Annotated in this window: 25 protein-coding genes and 1 tRNA gene; 8 read left to right on the top strand and 18 right to left on the bottom strand. The window is 71.1% G+C overall.

Annotation, left to right across the window (positions count from 1 at the left end):
• Positions 1 to 129: 129 nt before the first annotated feature.
• The 6 genes from ilvC to otsA all read right to left on the bottom strand — a co-directional run bounded on the left by ilvC (position 130) and on the right by otsA (position 7743).
• Positions 130 to 1155: a ketol-acid reductoisomerase gene (gene ilvC, locus PIJ49_RS14225; protein WP_209685237.1), complete on the bottom strand. Its 1026-nt coding sequence runs from the start codon at positions 1153 to 1155 to the stop codon at positions 130 to 132.
• 96 nt (positions 1156 to 1251) lie between these two features.
• Positions 1252 to 1752, bottom strand: coding sequence for an acetolactate synthase small subunit (ilvN, locus tag PIJ49_RS14220; protein WP_066654921.1), 501 nt, complete (start codon positions 1750 to 1752; stop codon positions 1252 to 1254).
• Entirely contained in the window at positions 1749 to 3569 is a 1821-nt protein-coding gene (locus PIJ49_RS14215) for an acetolactate synthase large subunit (RefSeq protein ID WP_271826891.1), read from the bottom strand. The genes ilvN and PIJ49_RS14215 overlap by 4 nt, the downstream gene beginning before the upstream one ends.
• A gap of 45 nt (positions 3570 to 3614) precedes the next feature.
• Complete coding sequence (gene ilvD, locus PIJ49_RS14210) at positions 3615 to 5309, bottom strand: dihydroxy-acid dehydratase (RefSeq protein ID WP_066654925.1); 1695 nt, start codon at positions 5307 to 5309, stop codon at positions 3615 to 3617.
• Positions 5310 to 5381: 72 nt separating this feature from the next.
• Positions 5382 to 6164 (bottom strand): trehalose-phosphatase, encoded by a 783-nt coding sequence (otsB, locus tag PIJ49_RS14205; RefSeq protein ID WP_066654927.1) that lies wholly within the window; start codon positions 6162 to 6164, stop codon positions 5382 to 5384.
• Positions 6157 to 7743 (bottom strand): alpha,alpha-trehalose-phosphate synthase (UDP-forming), encoded by a 1587-nt coding sequence (otsA, locus tag PIJ49_RS14200; protein ID WP_066654929.1) that lies wholly within the window; start codon positions 7741 to 7743, stop codon positions 6157 to 6159. Before otsA ends, otsB begins: the two co-directional genes overlap by 8 nt.
• 107 nt (positions 7744 to 7850) lie before the next feature.
• On the opposite strand from otsA, the gene PIJ49_RS14195 reads away from it, so the two are divergent.
• Positions 7851 to 8825: a magnesium transporter CorA family protein gene (locus PIJ49_RS14195; protein ID WP_066654931.1), complete on the top strand. Its 975-nt coding sequence runs from the start codon at positions 7851 to 7853 to the stop codon at positions 8823 to 8825.
• 9 nt (positions 8826 to 8834) lie between these two features.
• Here PIJ49_RS14195 and PIJ49_RS14190 read toward each other — a convergent pair whose 3' ends face one another.
• Entirely contained in the window at positions 8835 to 9986 is a 1152-nt protein-coding gene (locus PIJ49_RS14190) for an SLC13 family permease (RefSeq protein ID WP_251159488.1), read from the bottom strand.
• A gap of 93 nt (positions 9987 to 10079) precedes the next feature.
• Here PIJ49_RS14190 and PIJ49_RS14185 point away from each other — a divergent pair, with 93 nt between their 5' ends.
• Positions 10080 to 10271, top strand: coding sequence for a hypothetical protein (locus PIJ49_RS14185; RefSeq protein WP_058728987.1), 192 nt, complete (start codon positions 10080 to 10082; stop codon positions 10269 to 10271).
• A 142-nt stretch (positions 10272 to 10413) separates the two neighbouring features.
• Here the strand turns inward: PIJ49_RS14185 and PIJ49_RS14180 are convergent, their stop codons facing one another.
• On the bottom strand, positions 10414 to 11592 hold the full coding sequence (locus tag PIJ49_RS14180) for a mechanosensitive ion channel family protein (RefSeq protein ID WP_066654941.1): 1179 nt from the start codon (positions 11590 to 11592) through the stop codon (positions 10414 to 10416).
• Positions 11593 to 11707: 115 nt separating this feature from the next.
• Between PIJ49_RS14180 and PIJ49_RS14175 the strand changes: the two genes are divergently transcribed.
• Positions 11708 to 13255: an amino acid permease gene (locus PIJ49_RS14175; protein ID WP_066654943.1), complete on the top strand. Its 1548-nt coding sequence runs from the start codon at positions 11708 to 11710 to the stop codon at positions 13253 to 13255.
• A gap of 46 nt (positions 13256 to 13301) precedes the next feature.
• Complete coding sequence (locus tag PIJ49_RS14170) at positions 13302 to 13607, top strand: hypothetical protein (RefSeq protein WP_066654944.1); 306 nt, start codon at positions 13302 to 13304, stop codon at positions 13605 to 13607.
• A gap of 331 nt (positions 13608 to 13938) precedes the next feature.
• Here the strand turns inward: PIJ49_RS14170 and PIJ49_RS14165 are convergent, their stop codons facing one another.
• The 4 genes from PIJ49_RS14165 to PIJ49_RS14150 form a co-directional block, all read right to left on the bottom strand.
• Entirely contained in the window at positions 13939 to 14151 is a 213-nt protein-coding gene (locus tag PIJ49_RS14165) for an SCO4848 family membrane protein (protein WP_066654946.1), read from the bottom strand.
• Positions 14152 to 14363: 212 nt separating this feature from the next.
• Positions 14364 to 15314 (bottom strand): hypothetical protein, encoded by a 951-nt coding sequence (locus tag PIJ49_RS14160; protein ID WP_271826890.1) that lies wholly within the window; start codon positions 15312 to 15314, stop codon positions 14364 to 14366.
• Complete coding sequence (locus tag PIJ49_RS14155; protein ID WP_066654952.1) at positions 15311 to 15772, bottom strand: ImmA/IrrE family metallo-endopeptidase; 462 nt, start codon at positions 15770 to 15772, stop codon at positions 15311 to 15313. The genes PIJ49_RS14160 and PIJ49_RS14155 overlap by 4 nt, the downstream gene beginning before the upstream one ends.
• The gene (locus tag PIJ49_RS14150; RefSeq protein ID WP_066654954.1) at positions 15769 to 16209 is read right to left on the bottom strand and encodes a hypothetical protein; all 441 of its coding nucleotides are present in this window, start codon (positions 16207 to 16209) and stop codon (positions 15769 to 15771) included. The genes PIJ49_RS14155 and PIJ49_RS14150 overlap by 4 nt, the downstream gene beginning before the upstream one ends.
• Positions 16210 to 16292: 83 nt before the next feature.
• Here PIJ49_RS14150 and PIJ49_RS14145 point away from each other — a divergent pair, with 83 nt between their 5' ends.
• On the top strand, positions 16293 to 16943 hold the full coding sequence (locus tag PIJ49_RS14145) for an IMPACT family protein (protein ID WP_066654956.1): 651 nt from the start codon (positions 16293 to 16295) through the stop codon (positions 16941 to 16943).
• A gap of 156 nt (positions 16944 to 17099) precedes the next feature.
• On the opposite strand, the gene PIJ49_RS14140 is transcribed toward PIJ49_RS14145, so the two are convergent.
• Positions 17100 to 17172 (bottom strand) — tRNA-Lys (locus tag PIJ49_RS14140).
• A 113-nt stretch (positions 17173 to 17285) separates the two neighbouring features.
• On the opposite strand from PIJ49_RS14140, the gene bcp reads away from it, so the two are divergent.
• A complete protein-coding gene (gene bcp / locus PIJ49_RS14135; RefSeq protein ID WP_066654958.1) occupies positions 17286 to 17756 on the top strand; it encodes a thioredoxin-dependent thiol peroxidase in 471 nt (156 codons plus the stop codon).
• Between the two features lie 110 nt (positions 17757 to 17866).
• Here bcp and PIJ49_RS14130 read toward each other — a convergent pair whose 3' ends face one another.
• Entirely contained in the window at positions 17867 to 18298 is a 432-nt protein-coding gene (locus PIJ49_RS14130) for a hypothetical protein (RefSeq protein ID WP_066654959.1), read from the bottom strand.
• A gap of 258 nt (positions 18299 to 18556) precedes the next feature.
• Between PIJ49_RS14130 and PIJ49_RS14125 the strand changes: the two genes are divergently transcribed.
• Entirely contained in the window at positions 18557 to 18805 is a 249-nt protein-coding gene (locus tag PIJ49_RS14125) for a WhiB family transcriptional regulator (protein WP_022904217.1), read from the top strand.
• A 246-nt stretch (positions 18806 to 19051) separates the two neighbouring features.
• Here the strand turns inward: PIJ49_RS14125 and PIJ49_RS14120 are convergent, their stop codons facing one another.
• Positions 19052 to 20557, bottom strand: coding sequence for a sensor histidine kinase (locus PIJ49_RS14120; protein WP_209685230.1), 1506 nt, complete (start codon positions 20555 to 20557; stop codon positions 19052 to 19054).
• A 182-nt stretch (positions 20558 to 20739) separates the two neighbouring features.
• Between PIJ49_RS14120 and PIJ49_RS14115 the strand changes: the two genes are divergently transcribed.
• Positions 20740 to 21198, top strand: a complete 459-nt coding sequence (locus tag PIJ49_RS14115; RefSeq protein WP_144411321.1) for an Rv3235 family protein — start codon at positions 20740 to 20742, stop codon at positions 21196 to 21198.
• Between the two features lie 73 nt (positions 21199 to 21271).
• Here the strand turns inward: PIJ49_RS14115 and secA are convergent, their stop codons facing one another.
• From secA to PIJ49_RS14100, 3 genes are all read right to left on the bottom strand, one after another.
• Positions 21272 to 24055, bottom strand: a complete 2784-nt coding sequence (gene secA, locus PIJ49_RS14110; protein ID WP_066654965.1) for a preprotein translocase subunit SecA — start codon at positions 24053 to 24055, stop codon at positions 21272 to 21274.
• Between the two features lie 182 nt (positions 24056 to 24237).
• Complete coding sequence (gene hpf / locus PIJ49_RS14105) at positions 24238 to 24939, bottom strand: ribosome hibernation-promoting factor, HPF/YfiA family (RefSeq protein ID WP_271826889.1); 702 nt, start codon at positions 24937 to 24939, stop codon at positions 24238 to 24240.
• A gap of 230 nt (positions 24940 to 25169) precedes the next feature.
• Entirely contained in the window at positions 25170 to 25946 is a 777-nt protein-coding gene (locus PIJ49_RS14100) for a phosphoribosyltransferase family protein (RefSeq protein WP_271826888.1), read from the bottom strand.
• Positions 25947 to 26148 lie beyond the last annotated feature (202 nt).

The following is a 26148-nucleotide window of genomic DNA, read 5'->3' as shown; positions in this document are numbered from 1 at the left end:
GGGCCCCCGGGGGGGGGCCTGGTGGTGGGGGTGTTGGTGTTGGGTAAGGGGTGGTTTTGGGGGGGGGGGGGGGGGGGGGGGGGGGGCCCCCCCCCCCCCCGCCTCGGGAGTCGGGTGGTCGACCGCAGACTACCGCGCGGCCGAGCCGTCCACGTAGTCGGCGTCGTTCGACTTCCACGCGAACAGCGCGCGGAGCTCGCGGCCGGTGGCCTCGATCGGGTGGCCCTCGCCCTTCGCGCGGAGCTCCTTGAACTCCGGCGCGCCGGCGTCCTGGTCCTCGATGAAGCGCTTGGCGAAGGTGCCGTCCTGGATGTCGGAGAGCACGGCCTTCATGTTCTCCTTGACCTCGGGCGAGATCACGCGGGGGCCGGAGACGTAGTCACCGAACTCGGCGGTGTCGGAGATCGACCAGCGCTGCTTGGTGAGGCCGCCCTCCCAGATGAGGTCGACGATGAGCTTGAGCTCGTGCAGGACCTCGAAGTAGGCGATCTGCGGCTGGTAGCCCGCCTCGACCAGGGTCTCGAAGCCGTACTGGATGAGCTGCGACGTGCCACCGCAGAGGACGGCCTGCTCACCGAACAGGTCGGTCTCGGTCTCCTCGGTGAAGGTCGTCTTGATGCCGCCGGAACGCAGGCCGCCGATGGCCTTGGCGTACGACCAGGCGAGGTCCCAGGCGCTGCCGGAGGCGTCGACCTCGACGGCGACGATCACGGGCACACCACGGCCGGCCTCGTACTCGCGACGGACGGTGTGCCCCGGGCCCTTCGGCGCGACGAGCGCGACGTCGACGCCCTCGGGGGCCTCGATGTAGCCGTAGCGGATGTTGAAGCCGTGGCCGAAGACGAGCGTCGCGCCGTCCTTCAGGTTCGGCTCGATGTCCTCGGCGTAGACGATGCGCTGCACCTGGTCCGGCGCGAGGATCACGACGACGTCGGCGTTCTTCGTCGCCTCGGCCGGGGTGAGGACCTGGAAGCCCGCCTCGGTCGCCTTGTCGCGGCTCTTCGAGCCCTCCTTGAGGCCGATGACGACCTCGACGCCGGAGTCACGGAGGTTGAGCGCGTGGGCGTGGCCCTGCGAGCCGTAGCCGATGACGGCGACCTTCTTGCCCTGGATGAGCGTCAGGTCGGCGTCGGCGTCGTACACGATGTCAGTCACGAGGGTGTGTCTCCTTGGTTCTGGTGGCTTGTGGTGTGCGGACGGGAGGCGCGTGGCGGGACCGCCCCGCGCCTCCCGCCCGGAAGCGGGGTGTGCTCAGCGCACGCGGTCGGTGATGCTCTTCGGCCCACGGCCCATGCCGAGCAGACCGGCGCGGGCGAGTTCCTTGACGCCGTAGGGCTCGAGGACGCGGAGGATCGCCTGGATCTTGCCCGGGTCGCCGGTCACCTCGACGATGAGCGAGTCGGTCGCCACGTCGACGACCTGCGCGCGGAAGAGGTTCACGGCCTCGAGCACGGCCGAGCGGGTCTGGTTGTCGACGCGGACCTTCACGAGCATGTGCTCGCGCTGCACCGACTGGGAGAAGTCGAGCTCGACGATCTTGATGACGTTGACGAGCTTGTTGAGCTGCTTCGTCACCTGCTCCAGCGGCAGGTCCTCGACGTCGACGACGACCGTGATCCGGGACAGGCCCTCGACCTCGGTGCCGCCCACGGCGAGCGACTCGATGTTGAAGCCGCGCCGGGCGAACAGCCCCGCGACGCGCGTCAGCAGACCCGGCTTGTCCTCGACGAGGAGGGAGAGGACGTGGCTCATGCGGTTTCTCCCGTCATGTCGGCGTCCTCGTCGTCCCAGGTCGGGGCGAGGGCCTGGGCGTACTCGATGGACGAGTTGCTGACCCCCTGCGGGACCATGGGCCAGACCATCGAGTCGCGGCTGACCACGAAGTCGATCACCACGGGGCGGTCGTTCGTCTCGAGGGCGAGCTGGATGGCGGCGTCGACCTCGTCCGCCTTCTCGACGCGGATGCCGAGGGCACCGTAGGCGTCGGCGAGCTTCACGAAGTCCGGGACGCGGCGCGTGCCGTGACCGGTCTGCAGGTCGGTGAAGGAGTGTCGGCCGTCGTAGAACAGCGTCTGCCACTGCCGCACCATGCCGAGCGAGGAGTTGTTGATGACCGCGACCTTGATCGGGATGTCGTTGATGACGCAGGTCGCGAGCTCCTGGTTCGTCATCTGGAAGCACCCGTCGCCGTCGATCGCCCAGACCACGCGGTCCGGCTGGGCGACCTTCGCGCCCATCGCCGCGGGGACCGAGTAGCCCATGGTGCCGGCGCCACCCGAGTTCAACCAGGCGTTCGGCCGCTCGTACCGGATGAACTGCGCGGACCACATCTGGTGCTGCCCGACCCCGGAGGCGAACACGCCCTCGGGACCGGTGAGCTCACCGATGCGCTTGATGATCGCCTGCGGCGCGAGCAGCCCGTCGGTCGGCTCCGCGTACCCGAGCGGGAAGTCCTGCCGGAGCTGGTCGAGCTTCGCCCACCAGGCGCTCGTGTCCGCCCGTTCGGCGGAGACGTCGTCCCAGGCGTCGAGGAGGTCGACGAGGACCTCGCGGGCGTCGCCGACGATCGGCACGTCGGCGAAGCGGATCTTCGAGATCTCCGCGGGGTCGATGTCGACGTGCACGACCTTGGCGTGCGGCGCGAACTCGTCCGCCTTGCCCGTCACACGGTCGTCGAAGCGTGCACCGAGGGCGACGATGAGGTCGCTCTCCTGCAGGCCGAGCACCGCGGGCACCGTGCCGTGCATGCCCGGCATGCCGAGGTGCTGCTGGTGCGAGTCCGGGAAGGCGCCACGGGCCATGAGGGTCGTGACGACCGGCGCACCGGTGGCCTCGGCGAAGCGCAGGAGCTCGGCCGACGCACCGGAGCGGACGACGCCGCCGCCGACGTACAGCACCGGACGCTCGGCCTCGGCCAGCAGCTGGGCCGCGGCCGTGATCTGCTTGCCGTGCGCCTTCGTGACCGGACGGTAGCCGGGCAGGTCGATCTTCGGCGGCCAGACGTACGGCGCCGACTTCTGCTGGGCGTCCTTCGTGATGTCGACGAGCACCGGGCCCGGGCGACCCGTCGTGGCGATCTGGTGGGCCGCGGCCAGCGTCGCCGGCACGTCGGCCGGGTCGGTCACGAGGAACGAGTGCTTCGTGATCGGCATCGTGATGCCGACGATGTCGGCCTCCTGGAAGGCGTCGGTGCCCATCAGGGTCGAGAACACCTGCCCGGTGATCGCGATGAACGGCACCGAGTCCATGTAGGCGTCGGCGATCGCCGTGACGAGGTTCGTCGCACCGGGACCGGACGTCGCGATGGCGACACCGACCTTGCCGGACGAGGAGGCGTACCCCTCGGCGGCGTGGCCGGCACCCTGCTCGTGGCGCACGAGGACGTGGCGGATGGTCGTCGACGCCATGAGCTCGTCGTAGAACGGGATGATCGCGCCGCCGGGCAGGCCGAAGACGTCGGTGATCCCGAGGTGCTCGAGCGTCCGCAGGACGGCTCCCGAGCCGGTCAGGATCTCGGGCGACCGCCGCGTACCGGCGGCCGCGGACAGCGGAGTGGCTTCCGTGGGCATGAGGTGGTCCTTGCCTGGAGGGATGGCGGTTCGAACGTGTCGACGCTAGCCCGTGACCGCGCCCTTGGCGGCGGACTGGACGAGCTTCGCGAACTTCGCGAGGACTCCGCGGGTGTAGCGCGGGGGCAGCGGGGCCCAGCCTTCTCGGCGGGCCTCCAGCTCGGCGTCGTCGACCAGTAGGTCGAGCGAGCGAGCCGCGATGTCGACACGGATGCGGTCGCCATCGCGCACGAATGCCACTGGACCTGCGTCCACGGCTTCCGGTGCGATGTGGCCGATGCACAGGCCGGTTGTGCCGCCTGAGAATCGTCCGTCCGTCAACAGTAGTACATCCTTGCCCAGGCCCGCGCCCTTGATGGCAGCGGTGATGGCGAGCATCTCGCGCATGCCGGGGCCGCCCTTCGGGCCCTCGTAGCGGATGACCACCACGTCGCCCTTCTGGATCCGTCCCTCGGTCAGGGCGTCCATGGCGGCGCGTTCGCGGTCGAACACCCGCGCCGGGCCCTCGAACACGGCGGCGTCGAAGCCGGCGGTCTTCACGACGGCACCCTCGGGCGCGAACGAGCCCTTGAGGATCGTCAGGCCACCGGTGGTGTGGATCGGGTTGTCGAGCTTCCGGAAGACCTCGCCGTCGAGCTCCGGCGGGTCGATCTCGGCCAGGTTCTCGGCGAGGGTCTTGCCGGTGACGGTCATGACGTCGCCGTGCAGCAGACCGGCCTCGAGCAGCGCCTTCATGATCACCGGGATGCCGCCGTTGCGGTCGACGTCGACCATGACGTACTTGCCGAACGGCTTCATGTCCGCCAGGTGCGGCACCTTCGAGCCGATGCGGTTGAAGTCGTCGAGACTCAGCTCGACCTCGGCCTCGTGCGCGATCGCGAGCAGGTGCAGCACGACGTTGGTCGAGCCTCCCAGCGCCATCGCGACGGCGATGGCGTTCTCGAACGCCTCCTTCGTCAGGATCTGGCGGGCGGTGAGCCCGAGGCGCAGCATGTTGACGACCGCCTCGCCGGAGCGGTGGGCGTAGTAGTCACGGCGACGGTCGGCGCTCGGCGGGGCCGCGGACCCGGGCAGCGACATGCCGAGGGCCTCGGCCACGCTCGCCATCGTGTTCGCGGTGTACATTCCGCCGCAGGCGCCCTCGCCCGGGACGATCGCGCACTCGATCTCCTTGAGCTCGGCCTCGGTCATGGTGCCGGCCTTGCACGCACCGACGCCCTCGAAGGAGTCGATGATCGTGACCTCCTTGAAGGAGCCGTCGGCCTGCTTCACGTAGCCCGGCATGACCGAACCCGCGTAGAGGAAGACGCTCGCGAGGTCCAGACGCGCGGCGGCCATGAGCATGCCGGGGAGCGACTTGTCGCAGCCGGCGAGCAGCACGGTGCCGTCGAGGCGCTCGGCGTTGACGACCGTCTCGACGCTGTCGGCGATGACCTCGCGGGAGACGAGCGAGAAGTGCATGCCCTCGTGGCCCATCGAGATGCCGTCGGAGACGGAGATGGTGCCGAACTGCAGCGGGTACCCGCCGCCGGAGTGCACGCCCTCCTTCGCACCCTGGGCGAGGCGGTCGAGCGAGAGGTTGCAGGGGGTGATCTCGTTCCAGGACGAGGCGATCCCGATCTGCGGCTTGTCCCAGTCGGCGTCGCCCATGCCGACGGCGCGGAGCATGCCACGCGAGGTGGTCGCTTCGATCCCGTCGGTGACGACCCGGCTGCGCGGCTTCACGTCGATGTCAGGCATGGAGGCAGTCTAGGACCAGTTGGGATACCACCCGGACACCGTTGCGCGGACGGGAGGCGCGGGGCCGGGTCGTCAGCGCGTCGCGCGCAGGCGTCCGAGCTGCTTCAGGACGTCGGTGAGCGCCGCAGGGTCGGCCACGCGGTGGGCGGCGAGCGTGTCGCCCTCCCCCACCTTCACGCCGACGTCGCCGTCGCGGAGCACCCGGAAGGCGTCCTCGTCGGTGACGTCGTCGCCGGCGAAGAACACCGCGTCGGCGCCGCGGAGCCCGCGCAGTCGATCGATCGCGTCGCCCTTCGTGACGTGCCGGACGGCGAACTCGACGATGTCCTTGCCGCCGCGCTCCAGCACGTCCGGGTCTGCTGCGTGCGCCGCCTCGTGCGCCGCCGCGTTCGCCGCGGCCGCGTCCTCGACGCTCGCCCGCCGGGTGTGCACACCGTGGCCGGCCGGCTTGTGCTCGATCACGACGTCGGGGAACCGTGCACCGACCTCGTCGAGGGCAGCGCCGACCCGTTCGACCCGCGCGAGCTCGTCGTCGCTCAGCGCGGCCTCGTCGTGGCCGTCCACGCGCCACTCGACACCGTGCGACCCGACGAGCGCCATGCCGTCGGGTGCGTGCGACACCCGGGCGAGCCCCTCGAGCGGACGCCCGGAGACGAGCACGACCTCGGTGTCGCGGGCGCGCTGCAGGGTGAGCACCGCGGCCCAGGAGCCGGGGAGCGCCCCGACCCGTGCGGGGTCGTCGGCGAAGGGTGCGAGCGTGCCGTCGAAGTCGAGGGCGACGAGCAGTCGCGGCGCAGCCGCGAGCGTCTCGAGGGCCGCCGCCAGGACGGCCGGGTCGGTGGAGACCTCAGGCACCGCGTGCCTCCCGGGTGTCCTCGGCGGCACGCGCCTTCTGCGCGTCCTGGTCGAAGATCGACATCCCGTCGTCCTCCGCCTCGCGGTGCCGCTCGCCGCCGTCGTCGGACGGGTCGATCCGCGACCCGCGCGGGGCGTGCCGGTCGAGCGCCTCGAGGAACGAGCGGGACCACCGGGCCACGTCGTTGTCGCGGACGCGCTTGCGGAGCGCGCGCATGCGCGTGGAGCGCTCGCGGCGGGGCATCTCGATGGCGCGCTGGATCGAGTCCTTCAGCGCGCCGATGTCGTGCGGGTTGACGATGACGGCCTGCTTGAGCTCGTCGGCGGCACCCGCGAACTCGGACAGGATGAGCACGCCGTCGTTGTCGAACCGGGCGGCCACGTACTCCTTCGCGACCAGGTTCATGCCGTCGCGCAGGGCCGTGACGAGCATGATGTCGGCGGCCAGGTAGAGCGCCACCATCTCCTCGCGCGGGTACCCGTGGTGCAGGTACGCGATCGGCTGGTGGCCGATGACCCCGAGGTCGCCGTTGATGCGGCCGACGGTGAGCTCGATCTCGTCACGCAGCGTCGCGTAGGTGTCGACCCGCTCGCGGCTCGGGCTCGCGACCTGCACGAGCGTGGCGTCCTCGACCGCGATCCGGCCGTCCTCGACGAGCTCGCCGAACGCCTTGATCCGGTGCCGGATGCCCTTCGTGTAGTCGAGCCGGTCGACGCCGAGCAGCACGGTCTTCGGGTTGCCGAGACTCTCGCGGATCTCCCGCGCGCGCTCCTGCACCTCGGGCCGGTGGGCGATCTCCTCGAAGCTCTCGGCATCGATGGAGATCGGGAAGTGCCGTGCCTCGACGTGCCGCACGGTGATGCCCTTGCGGCTCCGCGGGGCCGCCGGGTCGTCCACGGGGACGTCGATGGTCGACCCCTTGGTGGTGTAGCCCTTGATGTGCCGGACCGCGCGGAGGAAGTCGCTCGCGTCGTCCTGGCGCTGGAAGCCGATCACGTCGGCACCGAGCAGCCCGTCGAGGATCTGCGCGCGCCAGGGCAGCTGCGCGTAGATGCCGACCGGCGGGAACGGGATGTGGTTGAAGAAGCCGATCGTCAGGTCGGGGCGGCGCTCCCGCAGCAGCGCCGGCAGGAGCTGCAGCTGGTAGTCCTGCACCCACACGATGCCGTCCTGCTCGACGATCTCGGCGATCTGGTCGGCGAAGCGCTCGTTGACGCGTCGGTACGCGATCCACCAGTCGCGGTGGTAGCTCGGGTGCTCGATGACGTCGTGGTAGAGCGGCCACAGCGTGTCGTTGCTGAACCCCTCGTAGTACTCCTCGACGTCGGCGGCGCTGAGCGGCACCGGCACGATGTGGATGCCCTCGTTGTCGAACGGTGCGACCTCGACGTCCGGCTGGCCGACCCACCCGACCCAGGCGCCGTCGTTGGCGCGCATGACCGGTTCGAGCGCCGTCACCAGCCCGCCGGGCGAGTGCCGCCACCCCTCGTTGCCGTCCTCGTCGACGACGCGGTCCACCGGGAGGCGGTTCGAGGCGACGACGAAGGCGTAGCGGTCCGGGTCGGTGTCTGCTGCCATGGGGTGCTGGTGTCTCCGTTCCCTCCGGCCGGTGCGCCGGGATCGAGGCCGACGGTACCAGCGGAGGGGCGGCCGGCTCTCGGTGCGCCGTCACTAGGCTCGTCGCCATGGTCATGACACGGGCGTGGCGGGACGGCACCGCGGTGGAGCGGGACTTCCCCGTCGAACGGGTGTCGGACCTGCTGGAGCGCGACGACGGCACCTTCGTGTGGGTGGACCACGTCGACCCGGACCCCGGTGACCTGGACCAGCTCGAGGACGAGCTCGGGGTGCACGCGCTCGCGGTCGAGGACGCCCTCGAGCACGGGCAGCGGCCGAAGCTCGACCGCTACCGGGACAGCCTGTTCCTGGTCGTCTACGACGTCGACGGCCTCGACGCCGAGGGCGAGCTCGTCACGCACGAGGTGAAGGCCTTCGTCACGCACCGGGCGCTCGTGACCATCCACGGCCCCGACGTCGACCTCGGCGCCGTCGAACGGCGGCTGGAGGCGAACGCCGACCTGGCCGACCGCGGGGTGCCCTGGCTCGTCTGGGGACTCCTCGACGCCGTCGTCGACCACGCCACGAAGGCCGTCGAGGACATCGAGGCACGCATCGACGACCTCGAGGACGACCTGTTCGAGCACGGGGACCCGCGCGAGCAGCAGGTCCAGCGCCGGTCCTTCCGGCTGCGGAAGGCGCTCGGCGTGCTCCGGCGGCAGGTCGTGCCCACGCGCGACAGCGTCGGGTCCCTGCTGCACGGCGACGCCGAGACGATCGCCGACGGCATCCGCCCGTACCTCCGTGACGTCGAGGACCACCTCGTGACGATCGCGGACTCGGTCGAGCAGCTCCGCGACGCGGTGTCGAGCGTCCTCGACACGAACCTGAACCTGGCGTCGAACCGGCAGAACACCGTGATGAAGAAGGTGACGAGCTGGGCGGCGATCATCGCGATCCCGACCGCCATCACCGGGTTCTTCGGGCAGAACGTGACGTTCCCCGGGGAGGGGCACTGGAGCGGACTGGCCGCATCGGTGTCGCTGATCGTCGCGACGTCGCTCGTGCTCTACCGCGTGTTCAAGAGCAAGGACTGGCTGTAGCCGGCCGCCTCAGAGCTGCAGCGCGAGCACACCGGCGACGACGGTGAGCGGCGCGACCACGCACCCCAGCGCCATGTAGCGTCCCCACGACAGGTGCACGCCCTCGGCCGACAGCCGTGCGTGCCACAGCAGCGTCGCGAGCGAGGCCCACGGCGTGATGAGGCACCCCGCGTTCACGCCGACCAGGAGCGCCGCGTAGCGCAGCGCCTCGTGTCCGGCGGCCGGCTCGAGCACCAGGTACGCGGGCAGGTTGTCGATCGCGTTCGCCGCGACCCCGCCGGCACCGCCGAGCAGCAGGAGCGACCCGGTGTCGGTGCCACCGGACAGCGCCTGCACGATCGGGTCGGTGAGCCCCGTGGCGTGCAGGGTCTCGACGACGACGAACAGCCCGGCCGCGAAGACGAGCGTCGCCCAGGGGACGCGGGACGGCCGGAGCTCGGACGGTGCGCGGAACGCGGCGACGACGACGAGCAGCGCCGCCGCGACGAGCGCCGCGACCCAGACCGTCACGCCGGCGGTCAGCGCGACCACGAGCAGGACGAGCACCGCCGAGGCCGCCCAGAAGAACAGCGGGTCGCGCGGCCGTCGCACGTCGACCGGCGTGTACCGGCCGAAGAGCTTCCCGCGGAACACCACGAGGAGCACCGCGCACGGCACGACGACCCCGGCGAGCGCCGCCCACACCATGAGGCCGGCGAACGGGATCGGGCCGTCGAGGCCGATCCCGTCGACGGCGAGCAGGTTCGTCAGGTTCGACACCGGCAGCAGGAGCGACGCCGTGTTGGCGAGCCACACGGTCGTGAGCGCGAAGGGCATCGGCGGCAGCCCGACGCGACGCGCGAGCGTGATGACGATCGGGGTGAGGAGCACCGCCGTGGTGTCGATGCTCAGGAAGACCGTGCAGACCACCGCGAGCACGACGACGGCCGCCCAGAGGCCGATCGTGCGCCCGCCGCCGACGCGGGCCGCCAGGTCGGCGAGCCGGTCGAAGACACCGGCGTCGGCCGCGAGCTCCGACACGATCGTCAGCCCGAGCACGAACGCGAGCACCGGGACGACCCGGTCGGCCAGCGCGCCGAGGTCCGAGAGGGGCAGCAGCCCGAGCGCGACGCAGACGGCGCCCACGACGAGCAGCACTCCCCCGATGACGGCCTGGCGCACGGTGTCTCCTCGCTCTGCGGACCGGCAGGGCGACCGGCGGCGCTCCAATGTAGCGGCCGGTAGCGTGGCGGGGACGACCAGGAGGAGGAACCCGTGCGGAAGTTCATGTTCAGCGGTGCGGTGTGGAGTTCGATCATCAGCGGCTACAGCGTCGTGCAGACCACCCGGCAGGGGCCGCGCGACTGGCGCCTGGCCCTCACGTGGATCGCGTGGCTCGCGACGACGATCGTCGCGCTCGGCACGGTCGTCGAGGACGACCGAGCCGTCAAGGCGCGCCAGCGCTAGGACGCACGTCGTGGTCACGACGGTGACCGGACGACGGACGGGAGGCGCGGTACCCACCGGTACCGCGCCTCCCGTCCGTCGTCCCGTGGCGTCGCGACCTGCGGGCGCCCGTGCGGTCAGCGCAGGCTGTCAGCGCGTGCGGTCAGCGCTCGGGCGGGACCTCGTCCGGGCGGATGTCGGACGTCTGGATCGGACCGGTGAACAGCGCGGTGCGCTCGTCGCCCTCACGGAAGAGCGCAGCGTCCTGCTCCTCGGTGCGGGCGCGGCGCTCGCCGACGCGCTCGGTGCCCTGCGTGACCTGCACCCGCTGACGGGGCAGGGCGTCGGGGTGCTCGCGCTGCACCCACTCGACCATCTCCTCGCGGACGTAGCAGCGCAGGTCGAACAGGCCGCCGGCGTCCGGAGCGGACACCAGGATGCGGACCCGCACGAGCCCGCTCACCGCGTCGGTGACCTGGAGCACCTTGGTCCGACCGTCCCAGATCGTCGAGGTCGACAGGATGCGGTCGAGCTCCCCGCGCATCTCGGTCGGACTGATCCGCCAGTCGAGGTCGAACTCGACCGCGCCCAGCAGCTCGCTGCCGGTGCGGGTCCAGTTCTCGAACGGCGTGGACGTGAAGTAGGTCGACGGGAGCACGAACCGGCGGTCGTCCCACAGGTGCACGACGACGTAAGTCAGGGTGATCTCCTCGATGCGCCCCCACTGCTGCTCGACCACGACGACGTCGTCGACGCGGATCGACCCGGAGAACGCGAGCTGCATGCCGGCGAACACGTTGCCGAGGGTGGACTGCGCCGCGAGACCCGCGACGACGGAGATGAGTCCGGCCGAGGCCAGGACGCTCGCGCCCGCGGCCTCGACCCCGGGGAAGGTCAGCAGGATCGCGCCGACCGCGATGATGACGAGCACGGCGACCGTGAGTCGGCGGATGATGAGGACCTGGGTGCGGATGCGCCGTGCCACCCGGTTGTCGGGGACGTCGACGCGGTAGCGGTGCAGGCCGAGGTCCTCGAGGAAGATGGCGATCTGGCACGCCAGCCAGCAGCCGACGGCGATGGTGGCGATGAGGAAGGCGTGCGAGACCTCGTCGCGCCACGGGTAGGTGTCCTCGTCGTGCGGGATGCTCGTCGTGAAGGCCGTCCAGAGCAGCGCGATGAGCAGGATCGACCGCGCGGGGTGCTTGGTGCGCCGGGACAGGACCGCGGCCCAGCGTTCCCGGCGGGCGATGGTCCGGAGCACGAGGTGCAGGACGAGCGCTGCGGCGGCCGTCACGAGCAGGGCGATCCCGATCGCGACGAGGAGTCGGAGGAGGGTGTCCATCCGTCCATGCTGTCGGACCGGCGTCGGTGGGCGTTCAGCGTCGGCACACCTGTGGTGTCGTTCAGGGTGGGCTCCCGTTCCACCCCGGGCCGTCCACGCATGTAGGTTGGCGCGCATGACAGCGCAGAACGACACGGGTGTTGCGAAGCCCGCGAACGACTTCTCGCACGAGCAGGAGGGCTACCAGCACGGCCTGAAGCCCCGGCAACTGCAGATGATCGCGATCGGTGGGGCCATCGGCACCGGGCTCTTCCTCGGCGCGGGTGGACGCCTGAACACCGCCGGCCCCGCGCTGGCGGTCACCTACCTGATCGCCGGCGTCTTCGCGTTCTTCATCCTGCGCGCGCTCGGCGAGCTCGTCCTGCACCGCCCGTCCTCCGGGTCGTTCATCTCCTACGCCCGCGAGTTCTACGGCGAGAAGTTCGCCTACGCAGCCGGGTGGATGTACTTCCTGAACTGGGCGATGACCTCGATCGTGGACACGACCGCCGTCGCGCTGTACCTCCACTACTGGAGTGCGTTCACCGCGGCACCGCAGTGGCTCCTCGCACTCATCGCCCTCGTCGTCGTGCTCGCCGCCAACATGGTCGCCGTCAAGGTGTTCGGCGAGCTCGAGTTCTGGTTCGCGCTCATCAAGGTCGCCGCACTCGTCGCGTTCCTCGTGATCGCCCTCGTCTGGCTGATCTTCGCCTTCCCGGTGGAGACCGGCGGCGAGGCGGTCCGCACGGGCTTCTCGATCTGGGCCGACAACGGCGGACTCATCCCGAACGGCGTGCTGCCGGCGGTGCTCGTCGTCCAGGGCGTCGTGTTCGCCTACGCCGCCATCGAGCTCGTCGGCACCGCGTCCGGCGAGACCCAGGACACCGAGAAGGTCATCCCCCGCGCCATCAACTCCGTCGTCTTCCGCATCGCGGTCTTCTACGTCGGGTCGGTCGTCCTGCTCTCCCTCCTCCTGCCGTACACGTCGTACAAGGACGGGCAGAGCCCCTTCGTGACGTTCTTCTCGTCGCTCGGCAACCCGCAGGTCGGCGTCGTCGCCGGGTCGATCATGAACTTCGTGGTGCTCACCGCGGCGCTCTCGTCGCTGAACGCGGGGCTGTACTCCACCGGCCGCGCGCTGCACTCGATGGGCATGAACGGCTCCGCGCCGAAGTGGACCACGAAGATGTCGAAGGGCGGTGTGCCGTACGCCGGCATCCTGCTCACCGCGGCGTTCACCGTCGCGGGCGTCGCCCTCAACTACTTCGTGCCGGCGCAGGCGTTCGAGATCGCGCTGAACGTCGCGAGCCTCGGCATCATCACCGCGTGGGGCACGATCATCCTCTGCCAGATGAAGCTGCGGCAGTGGGCGAAGCAGGGGCTCGCGAAGGAGCCGTCGTTCAAGCTGCCCGGCGCCCCGGTCACCTCGTGGTTGACGCTCGCGTTCCTGGCGTCGGTGGTCGTGCTCATGGCGATCGACTACCCCGTGGGCACGTACACGATCGCCTCGCTCGTGGTCATCATCCCGCTGCTGATCGTCGGCTGGTTCCTGCAGCGCGACCGCATCCTCCGCATCGCCGCGCTCCGCGAGGGTGTGACCGGGCCGTTCCCGATCGGTGTGCGCGACCCCGCGAACCAGGTCCGCCGCGACGGACAGGACGGGTCGGGCAGCTCCCGCGGCTGATCGCGCCTCCCGGACAGGGTCCGGTGCGCGCCGGTACGATCGGCGCGTGCCGGACCCTTCTGTCTCCCCCACGCTCGACCTCCAGCTCACCTGGCGTGGCACCTTCGGGCGGATCCGGGTCTACGACGACACCGTCCGCGCGGAGACGAGCTTCGAGCGCGACGCACTGACGCAGGTGCCGACTGACCTGATCACCGGGTGGCGCATCGAGCCGTGCGACTTCGACGCGGTGTGCGTGGAGTTCGTCTGCGAGGACGAGACGTTCCGCGTGCTGCTCGACACCGGCGACGAGCGGGTGGCGCGGCTCGGGCTCGAGCGGGCGCTCGGGGCGCCGCTGCCGCCGGCTTCCTGAGCCGTCCGGGTCGCTCGCCGCGCGCGAGACGCCGGCGTCGGCGCGGGACGCCGGCGTCAGCGCGGGACGCCTGCATCAGTTCGAGACGCCTGCGTTCGTGCGAGACACCGCAGGCGCCGCGAGACGCCGCCGGATACAGCGGCGTCTCGCCGGCACGGCGGCGTCTCGCCGGGACGGCGGCGGCTCGCCGGGACGGCGGCGTCTCGCCGGCACAGCGGCGGCTCGACGGGACGGCGGCGGCTCACGAGCGCATGGTGACCACGGACGGACGGGAGGCGCGGTACCAGCCGGCACCGCGCCTCCCGTCCGTCAGGTGGCCACTCGGACCGCGTCAGACCAGCAGCAGGATCCCCGCGACCACGGCGGCGAGGGCGATCGCGAAGGCGATGAGCAGCAGCACCAGGTGCACCGTGTAGAACGTCGTCGGCTTGCCGGCCGCGTCGCGCGCCCGGCTGTCCTTCGCGACCCGCTGGAAGAAGCGCGGCCAGGTCACGAGGTTGAACACGGCGGCGAGGAACAGGACGATGGCGGCGAAGACGGTCACCCGACGAGTCTAGACAGCGACGCGATCCCGGCTCGTGACCGGAGCGTGAGCCCGGGGGTGCTCGGCCGCCCCCAACGCGGCCGAGACCTCCCCGGCGTGCCGACGACGAGGGACCCCGTCGTGTAGCACGTGCTACAGACCCTACACGGAAGCACACCGCAACGTCGAGCGCTGCTCGGGAACGTGATCCGACCGATGCAGACGAGCAGGGCTCAGACGGAGTCGCGAGCAGGCGCGAGCGCTTCGTCGAGCGCGGACTCCGCCTCGGCGAGCACGATGCGCTCGTCGGCGTCCAGCGGTCGGCGCGAGCGGCGGGCACCGTCGTTGATCTCCACGATGGTCCGGCTGAGCCGCGTCGCGGTGTCCTCGGTCGCCGGGTAGGCGTTGTCGGTACCGATGCGGGCGTGCAGCGGCTCGAGGGCGGCCAGGGCGGCGTCCAGGCGGCGCGCACGGCGTCGACGGGAGAGCTGGTGGCCGATGACCAGCAGCAGCATCCCCGAGGCCATGCAGAGCACCGCGCCGGGCGTCGTGACGTCGTACGGCGGGGTGAGCGCGCGGGTGACGTCGAGGCGACCGACCACGTGTGCGACGTCCATCACGGCGACGACGACCATCCGCACGACACCGAGGACCCCGCCGAGCACGATCACCCACAGCCCGACCAGGTCCGCCGCCGTCCGGGCCTCCCGCAGGCGCATGATGCAGATCACACCGGTGGCGCCGACCGCAGTGCCGAGGTAGGTCGTCTGCGCGATCGAGTAGACGGCCGCGGCGGGCTGGTGCCCCGCGACGAGCATGAACGTCGTCGTGGTCGGCGGCTGGTCGAGCGTGAGGAACGCCGCCACGACCACCACCACGACGACCGCGAACGCGACGATGATGGCGGTCCGCAGCCACCGCCACGCTGCGCCGACGGCCTTCGCGACGCCCCAGAGGAGCGTGCTCGTCCCGGCGATCATCAGGCAGTCGCTGACGACCGTGACGACGTTGCGGCCACCGACGAGCGGGTCGAGCCAGCGGTACAGCGGATCGACGTTCGTGACGATCGTCGCGGTGAACAGCAGGAACGTCACCGCGAGCGTCCGGTCCTGCCCCCGCTGCAGTCGGAACAGCACCACCGTCCCGACGACGAGGACCACCGCCATCGTGACGGAGACGATCACCCGAAGACCCCGCGGAAGGCGCTCGGACGACCTCGGTTCGACCGGATGAGGGCGGCGAGGCGGTCGGCGAAGAGCTCGGCCTCGTGCTCGTAGGTGTTCGAGAACAGCCCGCGCGCGAGTGCTCGCTCCACCTTGTACTCGGGGACGTCCGGGATCACGTCGCGCACGTAGGCCGACTGTGCCGCGTGCTCCGAGTGCCGGTGCAGCACGTGCCCGAGCTCGTGGCCGATGACGAACGACCGGAACGTCGCCGAGTTCGTCGGCGAGATCATCACGAGGTGCTGGTGCTCGAGCGTCGCCACGAACCCGCAGACCGGCTCGGCGCTGAGGAACGACTCCTCGCGCACGACGACCGGCTTGCCGACGTGGTCGGCGGCAGCGGCGACGGCCTGGTCGATGTCCGACCAGCCCTCGGCTGCCCCGCGGGCCCAGAAGGCCTCGACCGAGGGGTCCGTCACGCCACACCCCCTCGTGCCGACTCCTCCTCGAGCACCTGGGCGATGCGCCGCAGGGCCTCGGGTGAGAGCTCCCCCGGGAACGTCCGCGCGGCGAAGCCGCTCACCCGTGCCGACCGCAGCGCACGGACGAGCGCGATCTGGGCGCCGATCCGTTCGGGCACCGCACTGTCCTCGAGCAGGAAGCGTTCGTCGACCTCGAAGAACCCGGCGAGCAGGCGCAGGAGGTCGGTGTCCCGGTTGCGTCGGCCGTCGCCGGAGAGCATGTACGTCCACTTGGCGCGGGAGAGCGAACCGCCCTGCGCCGCGACGTACTCCTCGATCGCCGCGAAGGGCACGGGAGCGCCGCGCTGCGACTCCTCGAAGTCGAGCAACAGGTTGAGTCGACGAGCGAGCTCGGCAGCGTCGAGCGCGCCGCCCCTGGGATCCACGGTCGTCATGTCGATCGGACTCCTCCCCAGTCGTCGGCTGTGCACGCCATGGTAGCGCGGGCCGCCGACGGCGCGCGGCTACCCTCGAGCACGTGCCCCGCCACTTCCCGTCGACCATCGCCGGCACCGTCGAGCACGAGATCGTCGTCACGAGGTCGCGGTTCGTCACCACGGTCGTCCCCGTCAGCGGGGTCGAGGACGCGGAGCGCGCCGTCGCCGAGGTCCGCCGCCGGTACTGGGACGCCCGGCACAACTGCTCCGCGATGGTCACTGGGGTGCTCGGCGACCAGGCACGGTCCTCCGACGACGGGGAGCCGTCCGGGACCGCCGGGGTCCCCATGCTCGAGGTCCTGCGTCGCCGCGACCTGACCGACGTGGTCGCCGTCGTGACCCGGTACTTCGGTGGGGTGAAGCTCGGTGCGGGCGGACTCGTCCGCGCGTACTCGACCTCGGTGTCCGAGACGCTGGACCGCGCCACGACGCTGCAGCGCGTCGAGCTGACCCGCGTCGACGTCACCGCGCCCCACGCGGACGCCGGCCGCATCGACAACGTGCTCCGGCAGTGGGTGCAGCAGCACGGAGCGACCTTCGACCCCCCGACCTACGGCAGCACCGTCGGGTTCACGCTCTGGGTCCCCGAGGACGCGCTCGACGTCCTGGGTGCCGAGCTCGCGGCGGCGACGGGCGGTGCCCTCGCACCCCTCGTCGGCGGGACGCGCGTGGTCGACCTCCCGACCACCTGAGGCCGCCCCGGGTCGGACTCGAGAGCACGTCCGAGATCCTGGTCGCGGATCTGCGCCCCGACTGCAGTCCGCGCGTGTCGCCCTCCGGGGCCACCGACCGGACCGTCCCGGGGAACGAAGAAGGCCCGGTCGGAGTGATCCGACCGGGCCTTGCGGTGCGCCCCCTCGGACTTGAACCGAGAACCCACTGATTAAGAGTCAGTTGCTCTGCCAATTGAGCTAGAGGCGCATGGTGTTCAGTTGTCTGTCGCTCTCGCACTTCCGTGCTGCAACGGGAAACAACATTAGCATGACTTTCGCGTGCCCACGACCACTCGGGCGCCGCGACCGAACAGGAGCACCATGACCGACCGTCTCGCAGCCGGCGACACCGCCCCCGACTTCACCCTCCCGGACCAGGACGGCGCGCAGCACAGCCTCGCGGACCTGCGGGGTCGCAAGGTGATCGTGTACTTCTACCCGGCGGCGTCGACCCCCGGGTGCACGACCGAGGCCTGCGACTTCCGCGACAACATGTCGTCGCTCCAGGCAGCCGGCTACGAGGTCCTGGGCATCTCGAAGGACGAGCCCGCGAAGCTCAAGACCTTCCAGCACGAGCAGGCGCTGACCTTCCCGCTCCTCAGCGACCCGGACCTGGCGGTGCACCGGGCGTACGCCGCGTGGGGCGAGAAGAACAACTACGGGAAGATCGTCACCGGCACGATCCGGTCGACGGTCGTCGTCGACGAGGACGGCGTCGTGCAGCTGCCGCTCTACAACGTGAAGGCGACCGGGCACGTGGCGAGCCTGCGGAAGAAGCTCGGCCTGGTCTGAGACCCGGCCACGTCACGGACGGGAGGCGCGCTGCCAGCTGGCAGCGCGCCTCCCGTGCGTCGGCACGTCCCGTAGAGCGGGGCGCGCTCTCGTCCGTCCCGGGGTCGCGGCTACTCGTCGCGAGCGTCGCGCGGGACGAGCCACCCCGTCACGGCACGCGAGAGCACCAGGGTGAGCCCGAGCAGCGCGGGGATCAGGAGGGCCCAGCCGACCCAGGCGACCCGGAACACGCCCTGGAACGCACCGATGGCCAGGGCGCCCTGCATCACCTGCCACACGAGGATGCCGGCGCGGACCCACGCCCGACGGTTGCGCAGCCCGACGACCAGCGAGACCAGCCACAGCGCGGCGACCGCGCAGAGCAGGGTGAGCGCGACGGCCGAGGCGATGCTCGACGACGGGGCGACGATCGACTCCACGAGCAGCACGACGGTCGTGACGACGAGCGCGAGGGCCTCGAGCCCCACCACGACGAGCAGGGTCGTGACGGCCGGCGGGCGGCCCGGGACGTGGTCCGGAGCGGTCGGGGTGGTGTCGGGCACAGCAAGCCTCCAGCATCGGGACCCTTGATTTGGTCATCCCAGTATGGAACGATATTCGAGGTCGTTTGGACGGCACGATGTGGTGTGCGTCTCCCGCGGTTCGACGCTTCTCCCCCGAGCGTCCAGCGGGCGTCAGACTCGCTCCCAGCGGAAGCCTCCCCCACAGGTTCCCCTCGTGCCCTGTGCATGCCAGCGTTCCGATCCCCGAGCCGCGGCCCCGGCCTGCCGTTCGAGCATCGACATCAAGGAGCACCACACATGGACTGGCGTGACCAGGCAGCCTGCCTCACCGCGGACCCCGAGCTCTTCTTCCCCGTTGGGAACACCGGACCGGCCGTCGACCAGATCGAGAAGGCGAAGTCGGTGTGCGCGCGGTGCACCGTGACCGAGATGTGCCTGCAGTACGCCCTCGAGAACAACCAGGACTCCGGTGTCTGGGGCGGCCTGAGCGAGGACGAGCGTCGTGCGCTGAAGCGCCGCGCTGCCCGCGCCCGCCGCGCCTCCTGACGCAGCGCTCCTGACACGACGACGCCCGTCGCTCCCGGGGGAGCGACGGGCGTCGTCGTGCGCGCGGGCGTCGCAGGCGTGCGGTGCCGCCCGGGGTCGCCCGCAGGACGACCGCCGTCGCCCGCCGTTGCCGTGGGACGGCCGCACAACCGGAAGCACCTCGCACCACGGATACCCGCGGCGCGAGGTGCTTCCGGTTGTGCACGGGCAACGGACGCCACACGAACACGCCCGCGACGCGTCGGCCTAGGCGGCGCCGGCGGCCGTCAGCCAGCGGAACGGGATCGTGATCGTGACCTCGGTCCCGCTGCCGGTGAGCGTGTGCCAGTCGATCGTGCCGCCGAGCTCGCCCTGGATGAGCGTGCGGACGATCTGCGTGCCGAGACCCGAGCCGACCTTGCCCTCGGGCAGGCCCACACCGTTGTCACGGACCTCGATGTCGAGGTGGTCGTCGGCGCGGTTCGCGACGATCTCGACCTCGCCGTCGCGCCCGTCGAGCCCGTGCTCCACGGCGTTCGTGACGAGCTCGGTGAGCCCGAGCGCGAGAGGCGTCGCGGCTTCGGAGGGCAGCACGCCGAACTCGCCGGTCTTCTTCGGGCGGACGGTGGTGTTGTGCGACGCGGCGACCTCGGTCACGAGCTTGAGCACCGAGTCGAACACCTCGTCGAAGTCGACGTTCTGGCTGAGACCGGTCGACAGGGTGTCGTGCACGACGGCGATCGCGGCGACACGGCGCATCGCGTTCTGCAGTGACGTGCGGGCCTCGTCGGAGTGGGTCCGTCGGGCCTGGATCCGCAGCAGCGACGCGACCGTCTGCAGGTTGTTCTTCACCCGGTGGTGGATCTCGCGGATCGTCGCGTCCTTGGTGATGAGCTCACGCTCCTGGTGCCGCAGCTCGGTGACGTCGCGGCAGAGCACGATGGCGCCGATGCGCTCCCCGTGGTCACGCAGCGGGATCGACCGGAGTGACACCGTCACGCCCTTCGCCTCGACGTCGGCGCGCCACGGCGCACGACCGGTCACGACGAGCGGGAGGGACTCGTCCACGTCGAGCTTCGAGCCGATGAGCTCGGTGGTCACCTCGGCGAGGGACTTCCGCTCGAGCTCCCCCTCGAAGCCCATGCGGTTGAAGGCACTGAGGCCGTTCGGGCTCGCGAAGGTCACGGTGCCGTTCGTGTCGAGGCGGAGCAGACCGTCGCTCGCGCGGGGCGCACCGCGGCGCGGACCAGCCGGCGCCCCGAGGTCCGGGAAGTCACCGGTCGCGATCATGCCGAACAGGTCGTTCGCGCTCGCGGTGAAGTTCAGCTCCTGGCGGCTCGGCGTCCGCATCTCGTCCTGGTTCGAGTGCCGGGTGACCACGGCGATCGGACGGTCGGTCGTCTCGGTGCTGTTCGTGGTCAGCCGGCGGAGCACGGGGATCGCACGGACCCGGGTCGGCGTGTCCTCGTACCAGTCCGGCTCGGCCGAGTCGACGACCGTCGCACTCGCGAAGCACTGGGTGACCTGGTCGCGCCACTCCTCACGCATCTCCTGCCCGACGATGTCGCGGTAGAACAGGGTCGCCGCCGAGCTCGGACGCGCGTGCGCCACGGCCATGAACGAGCCGTCCACGGCCGTCGGCACCCACAGCACCATGTCCGCGAAGGAGAGGTCGGCGAGGAGCTGCCAGTCCCCCACGAGCAGGTGGAGCCACTCCACGTCCGCTTCCGAGGACCGGCCTTGCGCGAGGACGAGATCACTGAGGGTCGACACCCGGCAAGTCTAGGTGCGCCCGTCTGTGGAGAACGACGCCCCTCCACAAGCACGATGACGTCGGTATTTCACATGCGCCATTCGTCCGTACGCTCGGGACCGGAGGGGACATGGCGGCAGGAGAAGCGCGTCCGATCACGGCGGACGACCAGAGCGGACCGGTACCGCGGACGCTCGCCCCGGTGACCGGGACGACACCGAGGAGCGAGTCCGAGCACCGGGAGCTCGTGGCGGCGGGCAGGGGCCACCCCGACGTCGCGGACGGCGCCGAGGCCGGGACGTCGTCCGAGACCACGACGGCGACACCGGACGTCGCCGACACGGCGCGGGCACTCGGGCTGTGCGTCGTCGAGGTCCTGACCGGTGGGCGCGAGGTCGACAGCATCGCGCGCTGGATCACCGAGGACGTGCAGCGGCACCTGCTGCAGCGTGCCGCCCTCGGCGCTCGGGCGCGGTCGATCGGGAGACGGTCCCGCGCCCGCCCGATCCTGCAGGTCGGGAGCGTCCGGGTCTGCGAGCCGGCGCCCGGCGTCGCGGAGGCAGCCGTGGTGGTGCACACGCGCAGCCACGCGCGTGCCGTCGCGCTCCGGCTCGAGCTGCGGCAGGGGCGCTGGCGAGCGACCGCGATCGGGGTGCTCTGATCCCGCACCGGGGACACGACGGACGGGAGGCGCGGTGCCGTCCGGCACCGCGCCTCCCGTCCGTCGTGGGGCGTCAGCCCTTCTTGGCGGCCTGACGACGCTCCGCGCGGTTACCCGCGGCGGCCTGTCCGGAGGCGGTCGCCGCGTTGCCGAACGCCGACCCCTGCTCCGGACCGGCGGCCTCTGCCTCGGCCTCGGCCTGTGCGCGCTGCGCGCGAGCGGTGGCGGCCTGCTCCAGGCGTCCGCGCTCGTCGCGCACCTCGACCTCGCCGTCGATCGACGGCGCCGAGTACTCGAGGCCGGTGGCCTCGGACTCCCCGAGCCCCTTCGCCTCGATGACCGCGTTGTCGCCGTCCGACTGCACCTGGACCTCGAGGTTGAACAGGTACCCGACCGACTCCTCGCGGATCTGGCCCATCATGCTCTGGAAGAGCGCGTAGCCCTCGCGCTGGTACTCGACCAGCGGGTCGCGCTGTGCCATCGCGCGGAGGCCGATGCCGTCCTTGAGGTAGTCCATCTCGTACAGGTGGTCCCGCCAACGACGGTCGATCACGGAGAGGACGACGCGGCGCTCGAGCTCGCGCATGGCCTCGTCACCGAGGAGCTCCTCACGCTGCTGGTACGCGAGCTTGGCGTCGGACAGGATCTCGCGTGCCAGGAACTCGCGCGTCGCCTTGCCCTTCGAACCGGCCTCGGTGATGACCTCGTCGATGGAGATCGAGATCGGGTACAGCGTGCCGAGCTCGGTCCACATCGCGTCGAGGTCCCAGTCGTCCGGGGAGCCCTCGCCGGTGTGCGTGTCGATGACGTCGTCGATCACGGCCTTGAGGAACGACTGCGCACGGTCGTTGATGTCGTCGCCCTCGAGGATGTGACGGCGGTCGCTGTAGATCGCCTCGCGCTGGCGGTTCAGGACGTCGTCGTACTTCAGGACGTTCTTGCGGATCTCCGCGTTGCGGCCCTCGACCTGCGCCTGGGCGGACCGGATCGCCCGGCTGACCAGCTTGTTCTCGATCGCCATGTCGTCCGGCACGTTCGAGCGGCCCATCAGGCTCTCGGCCGCACCGGAGTTGAACAGGCGCATCAGGTCGTCGGTCAGCGACAGGTAGAAGCGGCTCTCGCCCGGGTCGCCCTGACGACCGGAACGACCTCGGAGCTGGTTGTCGATGCGGCGCGACTCGTGGCGCTCCGTACCGAGGACGTACAGACCGCCGGCGTCGCGGACCTTGTCGGCCTCTTCCTTGATCTCGGCCTTGACGCGGGCGAAGACGTCGTCCCAGGCGGCCTCGTACTCCTCCGGCGTCTCCGTCGGGGACAGGCCCTTGGCGTGCATCTCCTGCACGGCCAGGAACTCGGAGTTGCCGCCGAGCATGATGTCGGTACCGCGGCCGGCCATGTTCGTGGCGACCGTGACGGCCCCGAGTCGACCGGCCTGCGCGACGATCGCGGCTTCGCGGGCGTGGTTCTTCGCGTTGAGGACCTCGTGCTTGACGCCCTTCTTCGCGAGGAGCTTCGACAGGTACTCGGACTTCTCGACGCTCGTGGTGCCCACGAGGACCGGCTGGCCCTTCTCGTGGCGCTCGGCGATGTCGACGGCGACCTGCTCGAACTTCGCCTTCTCGTTCTTGTAGACGAGGTCGGTCTGGTCGATGCGCTGCATCGGCTTGTTCGTCGGGATGGGGACCACGCCGAGCTTGTAGGTCGACATGAACTCGGCCGCCTCGGTCTCGGCGGTACCGGTCATGCCGGAGAGCTTCTGGTACAGGCGGAAGTAGTTCTGCAGCGTGACGGTCGCGAGGGTCTGGTTCTCGGCCTTGACCTCGACGCCCTCCTTCGCCTCGATCGCCTGGTGGATGCCCTCGTTGTAGCGCCGGCCCATGAGGATGCGACCGGTGTGCTCGTCGACGATGAGCACCTCGCCGTTCATCACGACGTAGTCCTTGTCCTTCTTGAACAGGGCCACGGCCTTGATCGAGTTGTTCAGGAAGGAGATGAGCGGGGTGTTCGCCGACTCGTAGAGGTTGTCGATGCCGAGGTAGTCCTCGACCTTCTCGATGCCGGGCTCGAGCACGCCGACGGTGCGCTTCTTCTCGTCGACCTCGTAGTCCTCGCCCGGGATCAGGCGGGTGGCGATCGACGCGAACTCGGTGAACCAGCGGTTCGCCTCGCCCGAGGACGGACCCGAGATGATGAGCGGCGTGCGGGCCTCGTCGATGAGGATCGAGTCGACCTCGTCCACGATCGCGAAGTAGTGGCCGCGCTGCACCATGTCGGAGGCCTGCCACGCCATGTTGTCGCGCAGGTAGTCGAAGCCGAACTCGTTGTTCGTGCCGTAGGTGATGTCGGCCGCGTACTGCTCGCGGCGCTCGGCCGGCGACTGGTTCGCGATGATGCAGCCGGTGGTCATGCCGAGCGCACGGAAGACGCGCCCCATGATCTCGGACTGGTACGACGCGAGGAAGTCGTTGACCGTGATGACGTGCACGCCGCGCGACGGGATCGCGTTGAGGTAGGCGGCGGTCGTCGCGACGAGGGTCTTGCCCTCACCGGTCTTCATCTCGGCGATGTTGCCGAGGTGCAGGGCCGCGCCGCCCATGAGCTGCACGTCGAAGTGCCGCATGCCGAGGGTGCGCTTGGCTGCCTCGCGCACGGCGGCGAACGCCTCCGGCAGGAGGTCGTCGAGGGACTCCCCGTTGGCGTACCGCTCGCGGAGCTCCTTCGTCTCGTCCTGGAGCTCCTCGTCGGTGAGGCTCGCGAAGTCGTCCTCGAGGTCGTTGATGGCCGAGGCGTACGCCTTCAGCCGTCGGAGGGTCCGTCCTTCGCCGATGCGGAGGACCTTCTCCAGCACGTTTGCCACGTGAGCTCCTTACGGGGTCGTCGCGCGCGACCTGCGCGATCCGAACAGCCAGTCATGCTAGCAACCCGCCGGAGCGCTGCGCTGGGAGACGGGCGGTGCACCGAGCAGGGACGGCCGACGAGGGCAGCGGGTGCGCACGGTCCGACGAGGACCGCACGCACCCGCTGGACGGCGACGGTGCGCTACGCGACGGCCGCTGATCCGACGGCGTCGGCGTCGACGGTGCTGCCGTCCGCGCTCCCGTCGTCGATGCCGATCACGCCGTAGTCCCAGCCCTTGCGGCGGTAGACGACGCTCGGGCGCCGGGTCTCGGCGTCGACGAAGAGGTAGAAGTCGTGCCCGACCAGCTCCATGCGGTAGAGCGCGTCGTCGAGGGTCATCGGGGCCTCGGTGAAGACCTTCTGCCGGATGACCACGGGCGAGTACGGCTCGACGTCCTCGTCGTGCGACTCCTCGACCACGGGGACGGCACCGGTCGCGACGGTCTCGATGAGCCGTCCGTCGGCCGGCGTCACATCCATGTGCTCGAACCCGGTGCCGGCGGCCTCGGCCACCGAGGTCGGGCGGTGGCGACCGCGGTGCACCTTGCGGCGGTCACGTGCCCGACGCAGGCGCTCGGTGATGCGGGCGAAGGCGAGGTCGAACGCCGCGTACTTGTCCGAGGCGGCGGACTCGGCCCGCACGAGGGGCCCGGGTCCGATCAGGGTGAGTTCGACGCGGTCCTCGCCCTGGGCGCCGCCGGCCTTCTCGTTGTGGCGGCTGAGGCGCACCTCGAAGGCGAGGGCGCGGTCGGCGAGCACGTCGATCTTCTCGGACTTCTGTTCCACGTAGGTGCGGAATCGATCGGTGACCCCGACGTTCCGGCCCGTGATCGTCACGTCCATGTGGCGGCTCCCATCCGTACTTCGGCGCGTCGCCTCCATCCGGCGATCCCGAACGCCTTGCCGCGAGGCTAGACCCCCGGCCCGAGCGGCGTCACCACCCACCGGCGGGTCGCGCCGGACACCCACCCGACGCTCAGGCGTCGCCGGGCGTCCACCCGGCGTCCACCCGGCCGACCAGCCGCCGCACCCGCGGGGCCGGCGTACGACCCGTCCTGGTGCGGCCCGAGCGGTCACTCCTCGACCTCGGCGAGCGCGACGCACCGCACCACGCGACCCCCGGCCGCACGGACCGCGCGGACCGCCTCGGCCATGGTGACGCCGGTCGTGACCACGTCGTCGACCACCACGACGTCCCGACCCGCGACGTGCGCCGCACGGAGCGTGCCCACCGTCGCCTCGACCCGTTCGAGTGCCGTCCGCTCCTTCTGGCCGTGCGCGACGCGCGTCGTGGCCCGGGAGCCGGGCCGGTCCGCGGGGACCCGCCCCCGGACTCGCCGGAGTGCCCGGCGCGGCGCGCGACGGGCCCGCCCACGCGCAGCACCCGCGCGGCGGAGCAGCAGGACGACCGGATCGAACCCCCGTCGCCGCGCCCCGGCAGGCGACGGCGGCACGCGGACGAGCAGCGCTCCCGGGACGTCGGCCAGTGCCCGGTCGACGAGCGCGCCGAACCGTGGCGCGAGCACCGGCACGAGGTCCGTCCGGCCACGGAGCTTCAGCTCGAGGACGAGGGCCCGCACGGTGTCCCGGTAGGCGAAGGCCGCGTCGAGTCGGACACCCGCGACCAGCCGGCGTCGCTGCGGCTCGGCGTCGAGTACGTCACGGCAGGGCCGGCAGACCGCGCGGTCCGGCGCACCGCACCCGACGCAGGCCACGGGGAGCACGAGTCCGAGCACCGCGGCGACGGCGTCCGACCAGGCGGACGGGTCGGTGGGAGGTGCTGTGGCAGGGGCGGTGGGAGGGGCGCCGGCAGCGCGGGTGCGCCGGCGGCGCGGGTCGGTCCTGGACACGGGTCGATCGTGGCGCCGGCACACCGCCGAGGTGGGCCGTCGCGGCGGACGGTGGACGAGCCTCCAGGCCGCGCCGCGTGTGCAGGAACGGCCGCGCCGCGTGTGCAGGATCGGCCGCGCCGCGTGTGCAGGGACGGTCGCGCCGCCGGTGCAGGGACGACCCTGCTACCCGCGCAGGGGCGGCCGCGCCGCAGGAGCGGCG

It is taken from the genome of Curtobacterium uvaldense (assembly GCF_028307415.1).
GTDB lineage: Bacteria > Actinomycetota > Actinomycetes > Actinomycetales > Microbacteriaceae > Curtobacterium.
Note: the sequence above shows the minus strand (reverse complement) of the source record. Positions and strands in the feature narration are given on the sequence as shown.

Bases quoted from the DNA above. Each gene is read 5' to 3' on its own strand.
- PIJ49_RS14150 (WP_066654954.1), bottom strand. From the start codon at position 16,209: ATGACGACCGTGGATCCCAGGGGCGGCGCGCTCGACGCTGCCGAGCTC.
- PIJ49_RS14180 (WP_066654941.1), bottom strand. From the start codon at position 11,592: ATGGACACCCTCCTCCGACTCCTCGTCGCGATCGGGATCGCCCTGCTC.
- PIJ49_RS14175 (WP_066654943.1), top strand. From the start codon at position 11,708: ATGACAGCGCAGAACGACACGGGTGTTGCGAAGCCCGCGAACGACTTC.
- PIJ49_RS14215 (WP_271826891.1), bottom strand. From the start codon at position 3,569: ATGCCCACGGAAGCCACTCCGCTGTCCGCGGCCGCCGGTACGCGGCGG.
- ilvN (WP_066654921.1), bottom strand. From the start codon at position 1,752: ATGAGCCACGTCCTCTCCCTCCTCGTCGAGGACAAGCCGGGTCTGCTG.
- ilvD (WP_066654925.1), bottom strand. From the start codon at position 5,309: ATGCCTGACATCGACGTGAAGCCGCGCAGCCGGGTCGTCACCGACGGG.
- PIJ49_RS14195 (WP_066654931.1), top strand. From the start codon at position 7,851: ATGGTCATGACACGGGCGTGGCGGGACGGCACCGCGGTGGAGCGGGAC.
- hpf (WP_271826889.1), bottom strand. From the start codon at position 24,939: ATGGACGTGACGATCACGGGCCGGAACGTCGGGGTCACCGATCGATTC.
- otsA (WP_066654929.1), bottom strand. From the start codon at position 7,743: ATGGCAGCAGACACCGACCCGGACCGCTACGCCTTCGTCGTCGCCTCG.
- PIJ49_RS14125 (WP_022904217.1), top strand. From the start codon at position 18,557: ATGGACTGGCGTGACCAGGCAGCCTGCCTCACCGCGGACCCCGAGCTC.
- bcp (WP_066654958.1), top strand. From the start codon at position 17,286: ATGACCGACCGTCTCGCAGCCGGCGACACCGCCCCCGACTTCACCCTC.